The sequence below is a fragment of the Streptomyces sp. NPDC046876 genome (assembly GCF_040645035.1).
In the GTDB taxonomy this organism is placed as follows: Bacteria; Actinomycetota; Actinomycetes; order Streptomycetales; family Streptomycetaceae; genus Streptomyces.
Window position 1 is genome coordinate 1 of record NZ_JBEYXK010000087.1, and the last position, 18,023, is coordinate 18,023.

General features: G+C 74.9%; 15 protein-coding genes. 3 read left to right on the forward strand and 12 right to left on the reverse strand.

All coding sequences use genetic code 11. The features are described from left to right. Nucleotides 1-126: 126 nt before the first annotated feature. Genes ABZ924_RS30520 through ABZ924_RS30540 form a run of 5 tightly spaced genes read right to left on the reverse strand, consistent with a single transcriptional unit; the run spans nt 127 to nt 7,607 of the window. Nucleotides 127-2,658, reverse strand: coding sequence for an acyl-CoA reductase (locus tag ABZ924_RS30520; RefSeq protein ID WP_361916873.1), 2,532 nt, complete (start codon nt 2,656-2,658; stop codon nt 127-129). A gap of 2 nt (nt 2,659-2,660) precedes the next feature. After that, nucleotides 2,661-3,809, reverse strand: coding sequence for an acyl-protein synthase (locus tag ABZ924_RS30525; protein WP_361916794.1), 1,149 nt, complete (start codon nt 3,807-3,809; stop codon nt 2,661-2,663). Beyond that, nucleotides 3,806-4,948, reverse strand: a complete 1,143-nt coding sequence (locus tag ABZ924_RS30530; protein ID WP_361916797.1) for a GNAT family N-acetyltransferase — start codon at nt 4,946-4,948, stop codon at nt 3,806-3,808. Before ABZ924_RS30530 ends, ABZ924_RS30525 begins: the two co-directional genes overlap by 4 nt. Then, nucleotides 4,945-6,318 carry an MFS transporter gene (locus ABZ924_RS30535; protein WP_361916800.1) on the reverse strand — a complete coding sequence of 458 codons (1,374 nt, stop codon included), beginning with the start codon at nt 6,316-6,318 and terminating at the stop codon, nt 4,945-4,947. Before ABZ924_RS30535 ends, ABZ924_RS30530 begins: the two co-directional genes overlap by 4 nt. Beyond that, nucleotides 6,315-7,607, reverse strand: a complete 1,293-nt coding sequence (locus ABZ924_RS30540) for a phenylacetate--CoA ligase family protein (protein ID WP_361916803.1) — start codon at nt 7,605-7,607, stop codon at nt 6,315-6,317. The genes ABZ924_RS30535 and ABZ924_RS30540 overlap by 4 nt, the downstream gene beginning before the upstream one ends. Nucleotides 7,608-7,920: 313 nt before the next feature. On the opposite strand from ABZ924_RS30540, the gene ABZ924_RS30545 reads away from it, so the two are divergent. Continuing rightward, the gene (locus ABZ924_RS30545; RefSeq protein WP_361916806.1) at nt 7,921-8,367 is read left to right on the forward strand and encodes an Ig domain-containing protein; all 447 of its coding nucleotides are present in this window, start codon (nt 7,921-7,923) and stop codon (nt 8,365-8,367) included. Nucleotides 8,368-8,449: 82 nt separating this feature from the next. On the opposite strand, the gene ABZ924_RS30550 is transcribed toward ABZ924_RS30545, so the two are convergent. The 4 genes from ABZ924_RS30550 to ABZ924_RS30565 form a co-directional block, all read right to left on the reverse strand. Beyond that, nucleotides 8,450-9,046 (reverse strand): putative glycolipid-binding domain-containing protein, encoded by a 597-nt coding sequence (locus tag ABZ924_RS30550; protein ID WP_361916809.1) that lies wholly within the window; start codon nt 9,044-9,046, stop codon nt 8,450-8,452. Nucleotides 9,047-9,094: 48 nt separating this feature from the next. After that, nucleotides 9,095-10,738: an alpha/beta hydrolase gene (locus ABZ924_RS30555; protein ID WP_361916812.1), complete on the reverse strand. Its 1,644-nt coding sequence runs from the start codon at nt 10,736-10,738 to the stop codon at nt 9,095-9,097. After that, complete coding sequence (locus ABZ924_RS30560; protein ID WP_361916815.1) at nt 10,738-11,973, reverse strand: serine hydrolase domain-containing protein; 1,236 nt, start codon at nt 11,971-11,973, stop codon at nt 10,738-10,740. Before ABZ924_RS30560 ends, ABZ924_RS30555 begins: the two co-directional genes overlap by 1 nt. A gap of 158 nt (nt 11,974-12,131) precedes the next feature. Then, the gene (locus tag ABZ924_RS30565) at nt 12,132-12,497 is read right to left on the reverse strand and encodes a hypothetical protein (RefSeq protein WP_361916818.1); all 366 of its coding nucleotides are present in this window, start codon (nt 12,495-12,497) and stop codon (nt 12,132-12,134) included. 199 nt (nt 12,498-12,696) lie between these two features. Between ABZ924_RS30565 and ABZ924_RS30570 the strand changes: the two genes are divergently transcribed. After that, a complete protein-coding gene (locus tag ABZ924_RS30570; protein WP_361916821.1) occupies nt 12,697-14,451 on the forward strand; it encodes a serine/threonine-protein kinase in 1,755 nt (584 codons plus the stop codon). Between the two features lie 57 nt (nt 14,452-14,508). Next, nucleotides 14,509-15,132, forward strand: coding sequence for a hypothetical protein (locus ABZ924_RS30575; protein WP_361916824.1), 624 nt, complete (start codon nt 14,509-14,511; stop codon nt 15,130-15,132). 80 nt (nt 15,133-15,212) lie between these two features. Here ABZ924_RS30575 and ABZ924_RS30580 read toward each other — a convergent pair whose 3' ends face one another. The 3 genes from ABZ924_RS30580 to ABZ924_RS30590 all read right to left on the reverse strand — a co-directional run bounded on the left by ABZ924_RS30580 (nt 15,213) and on the right by ABZ924_RS30590 (nt 17,980). Next, nucleotides 15,213-16,436 (reverse strand): pyridoxal-phosphate dependent enzyme, encoded by a 1,224-nt coding sequence (locus ABZ924_RS30580; RefSeq protein ID WP_361916827.1) that lies wholly within the window; start codon nt 16,434-16,436, stop codon nt 15,213-15,215. A gap of 81 nt (nt 16,437-16,517) precedes the next feature. Further along, nucleotides 16,518-16,871 carry a hypothetical protein gene (locus ABZ924_RS30585; protein ID WP_361916830.1) on the reverse strand — a complete coding sequence of 118 codons (354 nt, stop codon included), beginning with the start codon at nt 16,869-16,871 and terminating at the stop codon, nt 16,518-16,520. Nucleotides 16,872-17,077: 206 nt separating this feature from the next. Then, nucleotides 17,078-17,980, reverse strand: a complete 903-nt coding sequence (locus ABZ924_RS30590; protein ID WP_361916833.1) for an aminoglycoside phosphotransferase family protein — start codon at nt 17,978-17,980, stop codon at nt 17,078-17,080. Nucleotides 17,981-18,023: the final 43 nt, after the last annotated feature.

Below are 18,023 nucleotides of genomic sequence, written 5' to 3' on the forward strand. Positions count from 1 at the left end.
GGTGCGCTCAAACGCCGCGCGGGCTGGATCTTCCAGCCCCGCCGGCGTTTGAGGCGCGGGGTCTGGGGCGGAGCCCCAGTTCGGGAAGGGGCGGGGTGGGGAACGGCTCCGCGCAGCGGCGACGGCCTAGCGGCGGGTGTCGATCACCCCGCGGAGTTTGCCGCTCGTCGGGATGCGGGACAGGGCGGAGCCGGCGACCGCCTCCACCGCGAGGTCCAGCAGGCGGGACTCCACCGCCGAGCGGAGTTCCGGATAGCCGGCCAGGAAGACCTCCCGCAGGCGCTCGGGATCCGTCGCCGCACCGCGTTCCACCCGCACGGTGAGCCGCTCGCGCGCATCCCCGGCGGCGAGCACGATCTGCAGTTCGCCGCGGTGGCCGCCCTGCTGCTCGGCGAGGGCCACGAAGCGGCGGTGGTTCAGCAGGTACGTCGCCACCCGCATCACGTCACCGGTGCGGCCCTGCAGTTCGAACCGCGGGGCGTGGCTGCCGCAGGGGCAGCGCCCGGGTACCGCCCGGCCGAGGTCGCCGATGACGTACCGGCCCAGGTGCTGGCCGCGCCGGGCGTGGGTGGTGAAGACCAGGCGGCCCGTCTCGCCTTCGGGGACCGGCCTGTCCTGCGCCACGTCCAGGATCTCCAGCGTGTGCAGGTCGGCGTGCAGGTGGTGGACGCCGCCCGTGCTCTCGGTGCACTGGTAGCCCAGCGGGCCCAGGTCGGTGCTGCCGTACGTGATGGAGCGGACCACCTCGATGCCGAACTCCTCCTTCAGCACCCGCTGCTGCTCCGGCGTGAAGTGCTCGCCGCCGTAGAAGACCTTGCGCAGGCCCCCGTAGGCGCGCAGCGCATCGGCCTCCGCGTGCAGCAGCTGCCACAGGTACGAGGGCATCCCGAACAGCGTGTCGGCGCCGTGGTCGATCAGCGCCTGCGCCGTCTCCCGGTGGTCCGGGCCCGCCGCAAGCGGCAGTTGGACGCCGCCGAGCCGCTCCAGGACGGAGAAGAAGCTGATGAAGCTGCCGTACATGCCGCCGCAGTAGAAGAGGTTGGCGGTGCGGTCCGCGACCGGGTCGTAGCCGGCGGCGAGCAGTCCGCGGGCCGCGGCGTGCATCTGGGTGTCGTAGTCGTCGTAGCTGAACAGCGACAGCGCCGGGGCGCCGGTGCTGCCGCCGCTGCGGAAGTACAGCTCCGCATCGGCACGCGCGACCTGCCCGTTGAGCGCCTGCACCTCCTCCTTGCCCTGCAGCGGGCCGGCGGGCCGCGGCAGGACGACGGGACGCGCCAGGTCGTCCAGGCAGGCGGTGGTGGCGAAGCGCTCGGGGTCGGCCTGGACCGCGACGCGGCGGCTGTAGCGCTGGAGTGCGTACACCCCGTCGTGCGGCTCGCCCGCGTAGCTCTCCAGCATGGAGCCGACCGGCGTGACGCGGGTGACGCCCGCGGCCAGGGCGGTGCGGGAGAGCTCGGCGATGTCGCTGCGGCTGCCCGCGATGCCCGCGGTCTGCAGGTAGCGCCGCATGGGCCGCAGGGTGGCGATCAGCTGCTTGCGGGGCAGCGGCTTGACCCACACGCTGCGGTGCAGCGGCGAGGCGGTGAGCGGGGACCGGACGTCGGCCATGACCCGCCACGAGCCGTCGGCCGCGGCGAACACCCGGGTCAGGCCGAGGTGTTCCTCCAGGCGGGCCACCAGTTCGGTGGTGGTCAGCTCGGCCTCCTCGGCCGGATCCGGGCGGTTGCCATCGGCAAGGCCCACGGCGCCCATGGTGCCCACCGCGGCCGGCCGGGCGCCCAGTACGGCGGCGAAGCGCTCGGCGAACGCGAACACCTCGCCCTCGTCCTCGGTGTCGAGGTAGACCACCTGCGGGCTGGAACAGGCCTGCTGCTCGTACAGGCAGACGTCGTCGGCGAGGGCGCCGAGCACCTCCGGCTCCGACCACGCGTCGGCCGTCAGGTAGGCGAAGGAGATCCGGTGCCCCCACTCCACCAGTCGGCACCCGGGCGGCACATGGGTGGCCACCCCGGCCACGGCGCTCTCCCCGCCCCACACGGCGACGGCGTCGGCGGGCGCGCACATCAGGCGCAGCCACTCCTGCCGGGAGGAGGGGAAGCGCAGCACGATCACCCGCGCCGCGAGGGCTCCGGAGGGGTCCAGGGCCGCGAGCTCGGCCATCAGGTGCTGGGTCAGGAGCGTGTCCGCGCTGCTGGTCTTCAGCACGTTGACGTTCCCCGCGAGCAGGCCCTCGACGATGCTCAGCGGGGCGACGGTGGCCGCGTTGCCCGGCGCGATGTGGGCGACCAGGCCGACGGGCGCCCACGCCTCGTAGACCGTCTCCCGCGGATCGGCCCGGTTCAGCCGGCCCGGCGCGGCGCCGCCCAGCTCGCGGCGGAGCTTGCGGGTCAGCTCGCGGCGCCCCAGCAGGCGGCCGAGCTCGCCGAGGACCGCCGGGTCCTCGCCCTCGGGCAGGTACGCGGCCAGCCGGGTGCGCACGGGGTGCGCCGGGTCGAGCAGCGCGCCGGCGAGGGCGTCGCAGGCGGCCAGGACGGTCTCGGTCTCCAGCGGGGAGGCCAGCGCGGCCTCCACCGCGGCCGGCAGCTCCGCCAACCGGCGCCCGGCCTCCTCGTCGCCGACGAACGCGCCCTGCCAGTAGTGGTGGTGGTCGTCTCGCATGGTCACGCCATTCCCTTCATCAGTTCCGCTGCGGCCACCGCGCAGCTCCGGTTGCGGCTCACCCCGGCTCGGCCGTGGACCGTGAACCAGGGGGTGTCGAGGTCGCAGCCGCAGGCCTCGCCCGGCTGGAGGGAGGCGAGGTCGCCCATCAGCACGCTCTGCGCCGGCACCGAGGTGATGTACGGCGAGACGAGGTGCAGGTAGCCCTGCTCCCCGTACGGCAGCGGCTCCAGCGTGCGGGTGGAGCGGATCGCCACCCGGGACCAGACGGGCGCGTGCAGCCGGTGGTGGTCGCACTCGATGTACGGGATGCAGTGCTCGACCGAGCCGAAGGTGTCCCGGATCCGTCCGCCCGGGATGCCGAGCTGCTCGGTGACGCGGGCGTACAGCTCCTCCTTGCCGATGCGCCGGTCGGCGTGCCCCTTCCAGCCGCCGCCCAGGATCACCAGGGATCCCTCGGGCAGTTGCAGCGGCGCCATCCCCATGGCACGCATCCGCTCCAGCGTGAAGAACAGGAAGGCCGGGAAGCCGAGGATGCGGACCGGGGCGTCGTCCTGCTCGAAGCGGCGCAGTGCGGCGATGCAGCCGAAGGGGTCGAACTCGTGCTCGCCGCCGGTGTGGCGCAGCGCGTACTCGACGCTGCGCGCCGGGGCGAAGTCGCACAGGTAGTTGTCGGTGAAGGCGGTGCCGAGGTTGAGGGAGGGCGCCGGCTCGTAGCTGTACAGGAGGTAGTTGACCTCCTGCTCGGGGGTGATCCAGCCGTTGCGGTCGAAGATCCGGGCGACCATGCGCTGCGCGGAGCGGATCGTCCAGCGGTCGAAGAACATCTGCGACTTCTGGCCGGTGGTCCCGGAGGAGGTCAGGTGCAGGTCGACGTCCTCGCGGGGGATGGACAGCACCTCGTGCCGCTTGAAGAAGTTCGCGTGGACCAGCGGCGTACGGTACGGCCCGTGCGGCGCGGTGGCCTCGTACAGCGAGCGGAAGAACGGGGACCGCTCGGTGTGCCAGGCGTTGATCTCCGCCATGGCGGCGGCGAACAGCTCGTCCTCGGCGGGCCCGTACGCGTACGGGTCCTCCAGGTCGCACAGTTGCTGTACGTGCGGCAGGAGGGCGGGGTCGGGCACGCCGACCGGGGCGAGATGGGGGTTCATGGGGCAACCTCGGGTGAAGTGGGCAGGTGCGTCGACGCCCAGGCCGACACGTAGCAGTCCAGGTAGGGCTGGAGGGGCGGTTCGACGGCGACGCCGCGGAAGTCGATCCGCTCGGTGGAGCGGGACAGCACGGCGTAGTCGTGGAAGCCGTCGCCGTCGGCGCGCATCGCCGGGTAGAGCGCCCCGGCGACGAACCCCTGGGCCAGGAAGGCCGAGAGGGCTTCGTGGTGCGCGAGCGGCACCAGTGCCTCCACGTAGCCGGCGCCCGCCCGGGCCAGCGCACGGGTCACCGGCTCCAGGTACTCGGCCGCGGCGGCCGGGTCCGGGTGGGCCGTCAGCAGGGAGCAGTAGCCGCCGGCCCGGTTGAGGTACGCGTACACCTCGAACCGGCCGTCCTCCGGGGTGAGCAGGACGTTCGGGGTGTGCAGCGGGTAGAACCAGCCGTCGGAGCCGGGGAAGCGCTCGCGGAAGCGGCGCCGGACGAAGGCGGGGGCCTCGATCATCTCCAGTCGGGCCGACGCCGGTCGGGATGCGGGTGCGGGTGCGGGCGCGGTGGCCCGGACGCCGGGGTAGCCGATGCCGAGCGCGTCCCCGGCGGTCCGCAGCAGCGGCAGCAGCGCCGCGGGCACTTCGGTGACCGGGATCCGGCGGTCGAGCACCCCGGCGCAGTGACGCGCGTAGAGTGCGAGGCTTTCGCGGCTGCTGAGATCCACCGCATTGGGCAGGATGCCCAGCGGCCTGAACCCGTTGCGGGCGACGACCCGTTGGGGGCCGGCGCTGACGGTGCGGACGGTCGCGTACACCGAGTCCAGGCGACCCGTGTCCAGCATCCCGGCGCACAGCGCCCCGGTCAGCGCGGCGGCCAGGCCCCCGGACCGGTGCTCCGGGTGCACGGCGATGCCTTCCAGGCGGCCGATCCGGCTGCCCGCCTCGCTGCGGATGGCGGCAGAGGCGGTCAGCGCCCCCGAGTCCGCGCAGCGCCCGACGAGCCACAGGGAGTGCGGGTCCCCGATGAGCCGGGCCATCTCGGCGGGGTCGGTGCCGAGGGCCACCGGGTAGTGCGGTCCGTAGACGGCGTAGTAGAGCTGGCGCAGTTCGGCGATGTCGGCGCAGGCGGCCTCCGTGATGACGAGGGTCACTGCGCTCCTCCGACCGGGTCGGGCACGGGCTCGGGCTCGGGCGTCGGCGCGGTGGACCCGAGCAGGGCCAGGGCGACGGCCGCGGGGGCCAGGCCCACGCCCTGCACCAGGCACAGGACCTGCGGCGAGAGGTGGTCGCCCGCGGTGCCGAACACCAGGGAGGCCACCGGCAGGGACGCGCCGAGCACGGCCTGCATCACGGCGAAGAAGCCCGGTTTGTCGGCGGTGGGCACCAGTCGCTGGAACAGGGCGACGAAGCGCACGCTGACCGCCCCGGCGCACCAGCCAGCCACGGCCAGGCAGCCGGAGATGACCGCGCGGTGCGCGAACAGCCCGGGCAGGGCCAGGGCGAGCGCCATCAGGCCCAGGCAGTACGCGCCGGCCACGGTGGGCCGGCCCGGGACCCGGGTTCCGGTGAACGCGCCGATGAGCGCGCCGGTGCCGAGGGAGGCCTCCAGCAGCGCGACGGTACCGCCGCCGCCCTCGAGGACGGAGCGCGTGTAGAGCGGGATGACGACGAACACGGCGGCGGTGAACAGGTTCGCCGCGGTGAAGCACACCAGGATCCGGCGCACGTAGGGCAGTTCGCCGAGGATGCGGCGCAGCGTGCGCCGAGGGGCGGCCTCGGCGAGGTCGTCGGCTCCGTCGCTGCCGCTGCCGCTGCCGCTGCCGCTGTCGCCGGCTGCGGGGGCCGGGCTGCCGAAGCGGGCGCTCGTCACCAGGGCGGCCGCGGCCAGGTAGGCGGCTGCGCAGCCCGCGGCCAGCCAGGCGAGCCCCGCCCGGTCCACGACCAGGGCACCGAGCAGCGCCCCGCCCAGGCCCGCCAGGGACTGGGTGGACAGCTCGAAGCCGGTGGCCGTCTCGATGTCCGCGTCGTCGACCAGTTCCGGGACCGACGTGGTCAGGCAGGGGTCGAAGAAGGCCTGGCAGGTGGCCAGGGCGAGGGCTGCGGCGTAGACGGCCGGGACCGGCAGGCCGCCGCCCTGGGCCCACAGCGCGAGCGCTGCGGCGCCCGCCCCGGCCAGTGCGGCGGCGCTCCGCAGCACCGAGCGGTGCGCGAAGGCGGCGACGGCCTTGGCCACCACGGGGGCCAGGACCACGGCGGGCAGGGTGCAGGCGGCCATGAACAGCCCGGAGGCCAGGCCCCCGGAGTCCTGGACGGCGTACGCGACCAGCCACCAGGAGACGCCGACCTGGAACATCCGCACCGAGGCCTGGGTCAGCACCTGGCCCAGCCAGACGGCGCCGAAGGCGCGGTTGCGCAGCACCAGCGGCATGCGCCGGGCCTCGGGCGCGACCGGGGCCGGGCCCGGGCCCTGTGCGGCGGCGGTCTCTGCGGTCTCGGCCGGTGCCTGTGTCGGGGCGGTCATGCGGTCGGCCTCTCGTCGAGGACCCGGACGAGCTTGCCCGAGCGCGGGTTGACGGCGAGGTCGCGGTGGCGCGCCCATTCCACGCCCAGCGGGTGCACGAACCCGGCGCGGACGCTGTCCGGATAGAGCGGCCGGACGGTCTCCAGCTCGGTGACGACCGCCTTGGCGAGGGTCTCCAGACCGGCGGGGTCCGCCCCGGCGGGGTCGGTGTCTTCCCCGCCGGGGGCCGTCGCCAGCCGCAGGACGAGCCCGTCGCGGCCGTCCCAGCGGCGTACGACGAGCTGCATGCCGACGATCCGCCCGGCGGTGTCCGCGGCGGCCACGGCGTCCTGCGCGTCCTGGGTGTACAGGGACACGGGCCCGACCCGTACGCCCTCCTCGGCGCGGCCCAGGATCCGGAAGTGCCCGGGCCCGGTACCGGTCCACTCGGCCCGGTCGCCCGCGGGGTAGCGGATCACCGGCATCAGCCGCCGGAACAGGCTCGTGACGACCACGCGGCCCGGCCTGCCCGGTTCGGTGATCGGCTCGTCGGTGGTGTCGTCGAGGATCTCGACGACGGAGTACGGCTCGAAGGCGCGGTGCACGCGGGTGTCGGGCCCCGGCACGGGCCGGCCGAGCAGTCCGGCGTCGACGCTGGCGTAGCCGACGGAGCGGGCCTCGGCGCCCGGGAAGGCGGCCGCCAGCAGGCGCCGCTGGTCGGCGAAGAGCGCCTCGCCGCCGAAGAGCAGCAGCTCCACTTCGGGGAGGCGGACACCGGAGGCGATGACCTGCTCGGCGAGCCGGCACAGCGTGGTGGGGGTGCCGGCGAGGACCTGCGCACCGAGGTCGCGCAGGGTCGGGATCGTGGACTCCAGGGGCGCGGCGCCGCCGATGGGAAGGCGGACGTTGTCCACGGGCGCGTGGGCGAGGGAGTCGAGGACGAACAGGAAGCTGGCGTAGAGCTCGCCGGCGTAGAAGAGGTCGGCGACCCGGTGTCCCGGGCGCAGCCCCGTGTCCACGAGCCCCTGGCCGAACGAGGTCACGAAGGTGCGCCACTCGTCGCGGGTGTAGACGGAGAACTTGGGTGCGCCGGTGGTCCCGCCGGTCTTGTAGACGGTGGCCTCGCCGAGGGGACCGGTCAGGACGCGGTTGTCGTGCAGCGTGTTGGCCGCCCAGAACTCCCGCTGGTCGACCACCGGCAGGTCGGTGAGGCGGTCGGCGTCCGGCGGTACGGACGCGTAGAGGTCGCGGTAGAAGGGCGAATTGTGACGGACGAACCGTATGAGGTCCGAGAGGTGGTGGGCGGACATGGTCCTTTGCCTAGGTGAGCGGATCGTGGGCGGGAGCCACCGCGGGGCACGGCGAGACCACGAGCTCGCCGGCGGGTCGGACGGTGTGCACGGGGGAACCCCCGCGCCCCCGTCTCCCCTTGAGCACGTCTGGAACTGACGTGCAGTCACAATGATGAAACATCTTTCCGCATGTCGCCAAATCGGGCAAAAATTTCCGGCCATGAGGCCGCCCGGCAGCACTCTGGAGGAACTCCGCGGACCGTGCATAGGATTCGCGGGTCCCATCGCACCTTGAACCCTGCTGTCGAACGAGCGAGTTCGGAGGTCACGTATGAGAACCCCAGCGCGCGTCCCGCGCCGATTAGCGGTCCTGGCCCTGGGCCTGACCGCGGCCCTGGCCCTTCCCGCCGGCCCCGCGGCCGCCACCGCCCCGGCCGCCACCACCCCGGCCGCCACCACCCCGGGCGCCGCCGCGCCTCCCGCGGCTGCTGTCGTGGCAGCCGCCCCCACGGTGGCGTCCCCCGGTGACCAGGTCAGCTACCAGTACGACTCCGTCCGCATCCAGGTGACCGCCACCGGCGGGACCGGCTCCTACAGCTGGTCGGCGGTCAACCTGCCCACCGGCGCGCGGATCGACCCCGCCACCGGGGTGATCAGCGGCACCCTCCGCGGCGCCGGAACGCGAACCGTGACGGTCACCGCCACCGACGCCGCCGGCGCCAGCGGCAGCGCCGTCTTCACCTGGCGCGTCATCCGCGACGCCTGCCCGCGCTGCTGAACCACCGGCCCCCTGGGCCCCGCGGCGGGCTGCTCCGGCAGGCGATGCGCCCCGGAAGCCGCCCGCCGCACCGGGGCACGGGTCAGCCGCCGCTGCCCCCCGCGGGCCCGGCGGCCAGCTCCTCGGCCAGGCCCGGGTAGTCCCGTACCAGCCCGTCGCCGTCGAAGGCCACGTCGCTGCGGAAGCTCCCGGACGCGTAGCCCACCCGCCCGCCGCCCAGCGGAGTGTACGTCTGCTCCGACGCCACCACCGCCAGGTCCGGCACGGACACCCAGGCCATGAGGAACCGCCGCCCGGTGCCGGCCTCCCGCGCCAGGTGCAGACCGTGGCGCCGTACCGGCATGGTGTTGGTCAGCGGGCACAGTCCGAGATCGCAGTCGAGCGCCCCGGCGAGGTCGGCGCGCTCCTGCCCGTCGACGCTCCAGCGACCCTCGTCGTCCCGCAGCAGCTCCACCGCCCGCGCCCGGTGCCCCGGCCCGTCCACGGCGACGCGCAGCGCGCGCGTGACGTAGCCGGGTCCGGTCTCCAGCTCGTACGCGACCCAGTACGGGCCGCCCTCCAGCCCCATCGCGCGGCCGTGCGCCCGCATCCGGTCGCCGGTGAACTCGCCCCATGCGGTGTCGTACCCCCGGCCCGCCGAGACGTGCCAGGTGCGGGTGAAACGTTCGGAATCGCTCATGCACCGATCATCCGGCACGGGCACCGGCGCGCGGGGCCGGTCGTGGCCTCAGCCCGGCTGCTTGACGCAGGTCCGGTCCTGCTGCGGCAGCCGGCCCGTGGCCAGGTAGGCGTTCACCGCATCGTCCACGCAGGGGCTTCCGTACTCCCCGTAGATCCCGTGCCGGTTGGCTCCCCGCAGGGTGACCAGCCGGGAGCCCGGCAGCAGGTTCCGCAGGGCGACGCTGCCGGTGTACGGGGTGCGGGGGTCGCCGGTGGCGGCGACGATCAGCGCCGCGGCGTCGCGCCGTACCCGGGTGGGCTCCTCGCGCGGCGGGTCCCAGAACGCGCACGGCCCGACCCCGGCGGTCAGGGGCCCGAACAGCGGGTGCGCCGCGCGGCTGCCTTCGACGTCCCTCCAGTACTGCTCGACGTCGCGCGGTGCGGCCGCGTCCCCGCACAGGATCGCGGTCTGCGCGCTCCCGAACGCGGATCCCGCGGAGGTCAGGGCGAACCGCAGCAACTGCGCGAACTGCGGCGTCAGCGGGGCCGCCCGGCCCTCGGCCGCCCGGGCCAGCGCCGACAGCTGCTCGGCCAGCGCTGCGCGGCCGCCGTCGGTGTCGTCCGCGATCCCCTGGAAGACCACGAACGGCACCTGTGCGGCATCCAGCCGGAACACCTCGGCGCCGGTGCCGACGGTCAGCGGACCGCGCCCGGCCGCCGCCACGATCCGGTCGACCGCGGCGAGCACGTCGGTACGGGTGCGGCCGAGGCCGTACGCGTCGTCGCGGGCCGCAGCCCATGCGGCCCAGTCCGCCAGGGCCTGCTCGCTCTCGCGCTCGACGCTGCCCCACATCAGGCGGGGGCTGTAGCGGTGCGGGTCGAGGGCCCCGTCGAGGACCACCCGGTCGTGGCGGCCGGGGAACATCTGGGTGTAGACCGTGCCCAGGTAGGTCCCGTACGAGTAGCCCAGGTAGGAGATCTTCCGCTCGCCGAGCGCAGCCCTGATCACGTCCATGTCGCGGGCGGTGTTGCGGGTGGTGACGTGCGGCAGCACCGATGCGTTCGTGGCCCTGCACCGGTCGGCCAGGTCCTTCTGGAAGGCGGTACGGCGGTCGAACCCGGCCCGGTCGCCGCCGGGCGAGAGCAGGGTGACACCGACGGGCCAGCCGCAGTCCAGCGGGGTGCTGCGGCCGACGAACCGCGGGTCCATGCCGATCACGTCGTAGCGGGCGCCGACGTCCTTCATCGCCGTGCGGACCTCCGGCGCGAAGTCGAGGCCCGAGCCGCCGGGACCGCCCGGGTTGACCAGCAGCGCGCCGATGCGCCGCCGGGTGTCACTCGCCCGGATCCGGGAGACGGCGACGGTGAGCGTGCGGCCGCCGGGGTCGGCGTAGTCGAGCGGAACGGTCACGTCCGCGCACTGCGCACCCGCCTTCTCCAGGCCCTTGCCCACCTCGTCACCCGGGCCCAGGACGCAGCTGTGCCAGGCCGGGCGCTGCCGCTGGAAGCGGTCGAGCCCCGCGCCGGAGGTCCCCGGCGCTGCCGACGCCGCGGACGACCGGGCCGCGGCGGCCGCGGCCGGAGCGGCAGGCGTGGCGGCGAGACAGGCGGCGAGGGCGAGGCCGACGGCCGAGGCGCGGCGAGCGGCGGCGGTGCGGGTGCGGGTGCGGGTGCCGGTGGGGGTGCCGGTGCCGGTGCGGGTGCTGGTCATCACGGGGTCTCCTTGGAGGGGTTCGGGCCGTCCGGGCCGTCCGTGCCGTCCGGGCGGTCCGTGCCGTCCGGGCGGTCCGTGCCGTCCGGGCGGTCCGGGGCGCACAGAGCGGCGTCCACCACCGCACGGAAGTCCTCTTCCGCCCGGTCGGTCGCAGGCACCCGGTTGAGGGCGAGCGCGACGGTGCGGCCGCCGGGGCCGACCGCGCCCAGCGCCCGGTGTCCCCCCGGTACCGTCCCGGCGTGCCCCCACCACCAGCCGCCGCACGGCAGCGGGGTGGCGATCAGGCCGAGCCCGTACCGGGCACCGGGCCACAGCCGGTCCGGGTCGGCCGGGACGGTGCGGGTCATCTCGGCGAGCCAGCGGGCGGGCAGCAGCCGGCCGCCGAACAGCGCCCCGTAGAACCGGTTCATGTCCGCGGGGGAGGAGACGAGTGCCCCGCCCGCCCCGCCGAGGGTCATGTTCCACTCGGTGCCGTCCACCGGGCCGGGCCCGGGCAGCAGTGCGGAGTAACTGCGCGAGTGCGCCCCGCGGATGCGCGTCCGGTCACCCGGCCAGTACGTGTCGTGCAGCCCGAGCGGCTCGATGATCCGCCGCGTCACCTCGTCCTCGATACCGCGCCCGGTGACCTTCTCCACGATGAGCCCGGCGAGGAGGGTGTTGGTGGTCGAGTAGTGCCAACTCCCCTCGGGCCGCGGCAGCCGCAGCGCCATCGCGATCAACTCGCGGGTGTCGAAGTGCCGGTAGCGCCACTGCTCCGCGGGGACGTCGGCCAGGGCGTCCATGTGGTCCGGCAGCCCGCTGGTGTGCTGGAGCAGCTGCCGTACGGTGATGGTGCGGCCGTCGTGGCCGTCGGCCCGGATCAGCCCGGGCAGAAAGTCCTCGACGGGGGAGTCCAGCCCGATCCGGCCCTCCGCGGCCAGCTGCACGACGACCGTCGCGGTGAACGTCTTGCTGACGCTGCCGATCCGCAGCCGGTCCCCGGCCCGCATCGGCCGTCCGGTCCCCAGGTCGGCGACGCCGCGGGCGGCCTCCCGGCGGCCGCAGCGCGGGTCGACGAACTCTGCGGCGGCGCCCGGGACGCCGTGCCGGGCGACGAGGACGCCGAGGGACTCGGTGACCGCCCGCTGCGCGCTGTCGCACGCGGCGGCCGCCGTGGCCGGCCGGGCCGCGGCCACGCCTGCAGGGGCGCCGGCCGCCACCGCGGCCCCGGTCAGGAGCAGGGCCGCTGCCACTGCCCCGCACCGCCCGGGCCGCCGCCTGCCCGGCCCCGGCCTGCCGTGTAAATCCCGTAAATACCTCATACAGCAGACGCTAAAGATCATCCGTCGGGGGTTCACTGCGGGCCGCCCCCGAGGCGACCGGGGGACAGCCCCACCCCCTGCCGGCCGGTCTACCTGCTGTCGACGGGACCCGGGGCGTCCTCGGGGGCGCCGGCCAGGCCGCCGTCCGCGGCGTCCTTCGCGGCGGAGTCCCAGACCAGCCGGCCGAGTCGGAGCACGCGGGTGTGGCGGCCGCCCATCCTCCCGGTGCAGCGCACCAGGTACGAGCCGTCGTCCTGGCGGTAGACCAGTCTGCGGCGCTCCTGGAAGAACGTCCCGACGACGATGGTCCGGGCGGCCTCCTCCATGGCCCGCTCGGCCTCTTCCCGGGTCCCGTCGAACTCGCTGACCGCCTCGAGGAAACCGCCGTCCTCCGAGTTCCGCTCGCTGACCCGTTCCGCGGTGATGATCCAGCGCTCCCGCCGCCCGCCGCCCATGGCCCTGCCCCCTGCTCCGCCGGCTGCCGGAGCCGTGCGGCCCCGATCGAGCGCAGGCTACAGCGCGGCCGGCGGTCGTCGCGGGCGGGGGCACGGCATGTCGTCACGGCCGCGGCGCGCGGCCGATTAAGATCACGATCTTGGATGTGACAGCCGGTCGGTGGCCCTGGTGGCCCGGGACATACGGGAGTTGGACGTCATGAACGGGGCACACGGCCCGGCACTGCACCCCCTGGAACAGGGTGACCCGCGGGACATCGCGGGCTACGGTCTCCTGGCGCGCATCGGGGAGGGCGGGATGGGATCCGTCTACCTCTCGCGCACCCGCGGGAACCAGCCGGTCGCGATCAAGGTGATCCGCCGGGAGTACGCCGGCGACGCCGAGTTCCGCACCCGCTTCGGGCAGGAGGTGCGGGCGGCCCGCCAGGTCCGCGGCTACCACCTGGTACCGGTGGTCGACCACGACACCGACGCCGAACAGCCCTGGCTGGCCGGCACCTACATACCCGGCCTCCCGCTCGACGAGGCCCTGGACGCCCACGGGCCGCTGCCCCGTGCGGCGGCGCTCCGGCTGGTCGCGTGCGTGGCGCGGGCCCTGGAGTCGGTGCACGCGGCCGGCATCATCCACCGCGACCTGAAGCCCGGCAACATCCTGCTGGCCGCCGACGGCCCGTGGGTGATCGACTTCGGGATCGCGCGGGCGGCGGAGTCCACCCGGCTCACCCGCAGCGGCGGTTTCATCGGCACCCCGCAGTTCATGTCCCCGGAGCAGGGCACCGGCGATGAACTCACCCCGGCCTCCGACGTGTTCTCCCTCGGCCTGATCGCCGCGGTGGCCGCGACCGGCCGCCACCCGTACGGGGACGGCGGCGGGCTGACCGTCGCCACCCGCATCGCCAACACCGCCGTGCGGCCCCCGGACCTGTCCGGGTACGACGCCGAGCTGAGGCCCGTACTGGAGGAGGCGCTCGCCGCAGATCCTGCCGCCCGCCCGGCCCCCGCCGATCTGGCGCGCCGCTGCGAGGAGCTCGCGGGCGGCCCGGCCAGGGACCTCGCCGGGTGGCTCCCACAGCCGTGGGCGCAGGCGGTCGCCGCCCGGGAGGACGGCTTGCGGCAGCTCCTCGCCCTGCCCGCCGGCGCACCTGCGGCGCCCTCGTACGTGCCCACCCAGGTCCCCGGTGCGCAGCACTCCGCGCCCACCGCGGCCCCGGGCAGGCCGCCCGCCGCCCCGCCGCCCGCCCACCCGGTGCACAGCGCGCCCACCGAGGCGCCGGCGCCGCAGATGCCGCCCCCGCCGGCCATGCCGCCGCAGGCGGCCCCCGCCCCGGCCGCGCGGAGCCGCCGCACCGCGCTGATCGCCGCGGCAGCCGCGGTCCTGGTGGCCGTCGCGGGCACGGCCTGGGCGCTGTCCGGCAGCGGGGACCACGACACGGCGGAGAAGGCGAAGCCCGCCCCGGGCGCGAGCACGTCGCAGGACGCGAATCCGGGAGCCGGCGCGCAGCAGAGCGCCGCGGCTCCGCCGCCGGCCAAGAAGCCGGAGTACACCGAGGTCTTCAAGGACCGCCCGCTGATGATCGCAACGCCCGCGGTCGGGCAGTACATCACCGTCGACATGGACACGGGCAAGGTCAGCCCGAAGGGCGAGATCGGCGACAAGAAGGCCGAGATCGGCTACCTGCTGCAGGAACTGGACTTCCAGACCCCCTTCGCCAAGTCGCCCGGTGCCTCCCCCGAGGTGTGCCGCCAGGCGGTGGACTCCACCCCGCTCCCCAGCCAGATCCCGAACACCACCCTGATCAAGGCCAAGCCCCTGGCCAAGGGCGACATCCTGTGCACCCTCACCTCCGAGGGGAACCTGGCGCGGTTCGAACTCACCGCGGTCACCGAGACCGGCACGTCCGTCGATCCGCCCGCCTTCACCGGCAACCTCACTCTCTGGAAGGTGCCGAAGTAGCGGCGGCGCAACCGTGCGCGACCGCGGCCGCGTCCCGCTCGGCAGGGGGTGACGCGGGTGGGGGACACCGCAGCACGGGCAGGAAGGAAGCAGAAGCAGACGGACACTGACACGGGCACGCGCAGGTCGCTCGGCGCCGCAGCCCTGCCCGCCGTCGCCGCGGTGCTCACGTTCGGGTGGGCCTGGTGGGGTTTGGCCGGCGGGTCGCCCCTCCCCTCGCCGGTGGCCCTGGTCGGCGGGGCGGTCCTGGTCCTCGGCTCGGCGATCGCGTACTTCGTCCTCGCGGGCGGCAGCGGCGGCCTGTTCGGCGCCCTGCTCCTGGCCGCGGGCCTGCTGCTGACGGTCACCGCGGCGGACCAGTCCGCGGCACGCCCCGACGAGGCGCTGTGCGTCGTACGGGCGATCGACGCGCGGGAGCAGGCCTCGTACGGGGAGGGGGCGCCCCCCGGCAGGACCGTCTACCGGCACGAGCTGCAATGCCCGGGCGGAGATCCCGGCGAGATCAAGACGGACCACCACATCGCCGAGGTCGGCGGTGAGGTGCGCATCGCCCATGACCGCCGCCACCGGGTGTCGCCGGTCGTGGCCGGCACCAACTCGCCGTGGACGCCGGCCGCTTGGGCCGTGGCCGTGCTGGCTCTGAGCACGGTCATCGGCGGATGGCGCCGACCCCGCCCCTGACCCCTCGCACGAGCGCTCACCGGGCCCCGCCCCCGGCCAACGCGGTGCAGCCGCGGTCGCCACGTGCGCAGCCGCCGACTTCAGGGGCGGAGCTTGTCGAGGGCGCGGGTGATGACCTCCTCGGCGTCGGTGCGGTCGGCGAGCCAGTGGGGTTCGTACGTGCGGGGCGGGGCGGGGGCCGCGCCGCCGGTGAACACCGCCAGGGCGCGCTCGCCGGGGCGGATCAGGCCCTCCTCGATCGCGGCGAGCGTCCCGGCCAGGGCGTAGAGGCCGGAGCGTTCCCAAGGGGTCCCGGCAGCGGCGCGGGCCACGGGGACGCCCGCCTCCGCCAGGAGGGTGACCGCCCGCGGCTCCAGGTGCAGGTACCGGGCGTTGCCCAGCCGGCGCACGGTCCCGCGGGAGAAGGCGCACACCTCCCGCATCTCCGCGACGAGCTCGTCCGTGAGGGTCCGGCGGAAGAGCGTCGGCTCCAGCACGGCGGGGGCCGGGCGGTCCGCGCCCGTCTCCCGGCCACCGCCGGCCAGCGCGTCCACGTACGGCGCCACCGCCTCCTGCTGGACGCCGAGGAACCGCGGCACGCGGACCCCGCCGGGATCCGAACGCAGGACCTCCCGCAGCCCGCGGTAATGGCCGAGGGGCCCGTAGCCGCTGGAGACCGCCTGGACGTGCCAGTCCCACTGCCGGCCCAGCTCGCGCGCGGCGTCGGCCAGGAAGTGTGCGCGCAGCTTGTGCGCCTCGTACATGTCCTCCCGCGCCGGGGCGATCGGCACCCCCGAGGCCTCCGAGCAGGCCACCATGGCGGCTTTGATCTCCTCCTCGGCGGCGTCGACCTCGACGAACTGCACGCCGTCCGCCTCCGCCAGCTCCGGCACGATCCGGCGGCGCGAGGCCGGCGGGTGCAGGACCACCGCGCGCAGCCCGGCGTGGACGGCGTACGCGGCCACCGCGTTGGCGGTGTTCCCCGAGCTCTGGGTCAGCACCAGCGGGCTGCCGGCCCGCAGGCACTGGGCGACCGCGAGGCAGGCCATCCAGGACTTGAACGTCCCGGTGGTGTTGGCCGTCGACAGGTCCAGGACGTCGAGTCCACCCCGCCCTGGGGCGCGAGCTGCACGATCCGGCCGCCCTCCCGGAGCGAGGCCCGCTCGATCAGCGCCGGATCGGCCGACAGGCGGGCGGCGTACCTGCGGACGACGCCGCCGTCCTGCGCGTATACCTCCACGCGACCCGGCCTCCTCACCCGATCGGCAGGCCGTCCGGCAGCCCGTCCGGCACCCCTTCGGCCGTCCAACTCCCGTACGGCGCATCAGGTGCCGGGCGCGGGCGGGACTGCACCTGCACGGGTGATCGCCGGTGTGCGTGCCTTCGCCGGCGTGCGCCTGCACCGCTCAGCGGAACTCGTGGACGACCTCGATCCTGCCGACGATGTGGGCGTTGAACTCGTCGAGCTCCTCGGCCGGGACCCACAGCTCGAGGATCGTCCGGCCACCCGCCTGCCGGACGGGGTACCGGCTCAGGAACTCCGAGTCGACCTCGAAGCGGGTGACGAAGCCCGCGCCGTCGTGCTTCACGTTCCAGTCCCTTGCGATCTTCACCGCGTAGTCCTCGTCGAGGACCGGATAGAAGATCGGCTGCTCCGGCAGCCGCGGCGGCCAGGCGCGCCAGTCGAGTGCGCGGACCAGGTCCAGCTCCACGGGGCCGGTGGGGCGCCACAGGGTCGTCGTTGCCGGCTGACTGGTCATGGGAACCGCTCTCTGCATTCGAATCCGGGCACGTCGGCCGATGCGGCCGGCCGGGAGAGGAGACGGTACCCGCGGTGCGGGAGCGGTCACCACGCAATATCGGCGCCCCGCCCCGGCCTGACCTGCGCGTACGCGAGGCGCCCGCAGTGCCCGTCGTGTCCGCCTGCACGCCGGCGGCGGTGGACTCCCGCCCCCGCTGCGGACCGTCAGGCGGTTCGGGCGGCGTGGTCCGCGAGGACTTCGCCGATGACGTACCGCGCGGTGGCGGCCATGGCCGGGTTCGTGTCCCGGTAGTAGTCCGCCTCCATCAGCGCGACCGACAGCGCCCAGCCCCGGCCCCGCGCCCACGCCGCCTCGTCGGCCCGCGCTGCGGCCCGGAAGACGTCCCGGGCCTCCCTCGGCAGCACGTACCACGCCGGGATCAGGTCGACGGCGGGATCACCCAGTCCCATGCACCCGAAGTCGATGACGGCGCTGAGCCCGCCGCCGGCGACCAGCAGGTTCCCCGGCTGCAGGTCCGCATGGATCCAGACGGCCGGACCGGCCCACGCCGGGGCCTGCCGATCGGCGTCCCATGCCGCCGTCACCGCCCCGGAGTCGACGGACCCGCGCAGCGCCGCCATCGCCCTGCGCGTCCAGCCGTCCCGCTCCGCCAGGGACTCGCTGCGGAAGGAGGCCGGGCCGCCCGTGGGATCGATCCGGTGCAGCGCGGTCACGAACGCCCCGAGCTCCTGCGCGAGCCTGACCGGTTCGGCGATCCGGCCGCTGACCGGGTTCTCACCGTCGAGCCAGCGGAAGACGGACCAACGCCACGGATAGTCCTCACCGGGCGCGCCTTTGCCGAGCGGTTCCGGTACGGCCACCGGCAGCGACGGGGCGAGTCGCGGCAGCCAGGTGTGCTCGGTCTCGATGTCCTCCACGGCCCCTGCGACGCGCGGGAGCCGTACGGCCATGTCCTCGCCCAGCCGGTACATGGCATTGGACGTGCCGACGGAATCGACGGGCTTGACGGACAGTCCCGCCCAATGGGGGAACTGAGCGGCGATCAGCCGCTGCACGAGCGGGGCGTCGATGTCCGGTTCGTCGGCATGCATCTTGCCGGGAGGCATGAGCAGCACCTTCCTGAGGGGGGGCGGGGCGGGGCGGGGCAGG

Bases quoted from the DNA above. Each gene is read 5' to 3' on its own strand.
- ABZ924_RS30565 (WP_361916818.1), bottom strand. From the start codon at position 12,497: ATGGGCGGCGGGCGGCGGGAGCGCTGGATCATCACCGCGGAACGGGTC.
- ABZ924_RS30545 (WP_361916806.1), top strand. From the start codon at position 7,921: ATGAGAACCCCAGCGCGCGTCCCGCGCCGATTAGCGGTCCTGGCCCTG.
- ABZ924_RS30555 (WP_361916812.1), bottom strand. From the start codon at position 10,738: ATGACCAGCACCCGCACCGGCACCGGCACCCCCACCGGCACCCGCACC.
- ABZ924_RS30540 (WP_361916803.1), bottom strand. From the start codon at position 7,607: ATGTCCGCCCACCACCTCTCGGACCTCATACGGTTCGTCCGTCACAAT.
- ABZ924_RS30590 (WP_361916833.1), bottom strand. From the start codon at position 17,980: ATGCCTCCCGGCAAGATGCATGCCGACGAACCGGACATCGACGCCCCG.
- ABZ924_RS30520 (WP_361916873.1), bottom strand. From the start codon at position 2,658: ATGCGAGACGACCACCACCACTACTGGCAGGGCGCGTTCGTCGGCGAC.
- ABZ924_RS30535 (WP_361916800.1), bottom strand. From the start codon at position 6,318: ATGACCGCCCCGACACAGGCACCGGCCGAGACCGCAGAGACCGCCGCC.
- ABZ924_RS30570 (WP_361916821.1), top strand. From the start codon at position 12,697: ATGAACGGGGCACACGGCCCGGCACTGCACCCCCTGGAACAGGGTGAC.
- ABZ924_RS30585 (WP_361916830.1), bottom strand. From the start codon at position 16,871: ATGACCAGTCAGCCGGCAACGACGACCCTGTGGCGCCCCACCGGCCCC.
- ABZ924_RS30550 (WP_361916809.1), bottom strand. From the start codon at position 9,046: ATGAGCGATTCCGAACGTTTCACCCGCACCTGGCACGTCTCGGCGGGC.
- ABZ924_RS30580 (WP_361916827.1), bottom strand. From the start codon at position 16,436: ATGCGCCGTACGGGAGTTGGACGGCCGAAGGGGTGCCGGACGGGCTGC.
- ABZ924_RS30525 (WP_361916794.1), bottom strand. From the start codon at position 3,809: ATGAACCCCCATCTCGCCCCGGTCGGCGTGCCCGACCCCGCCCTCCTG.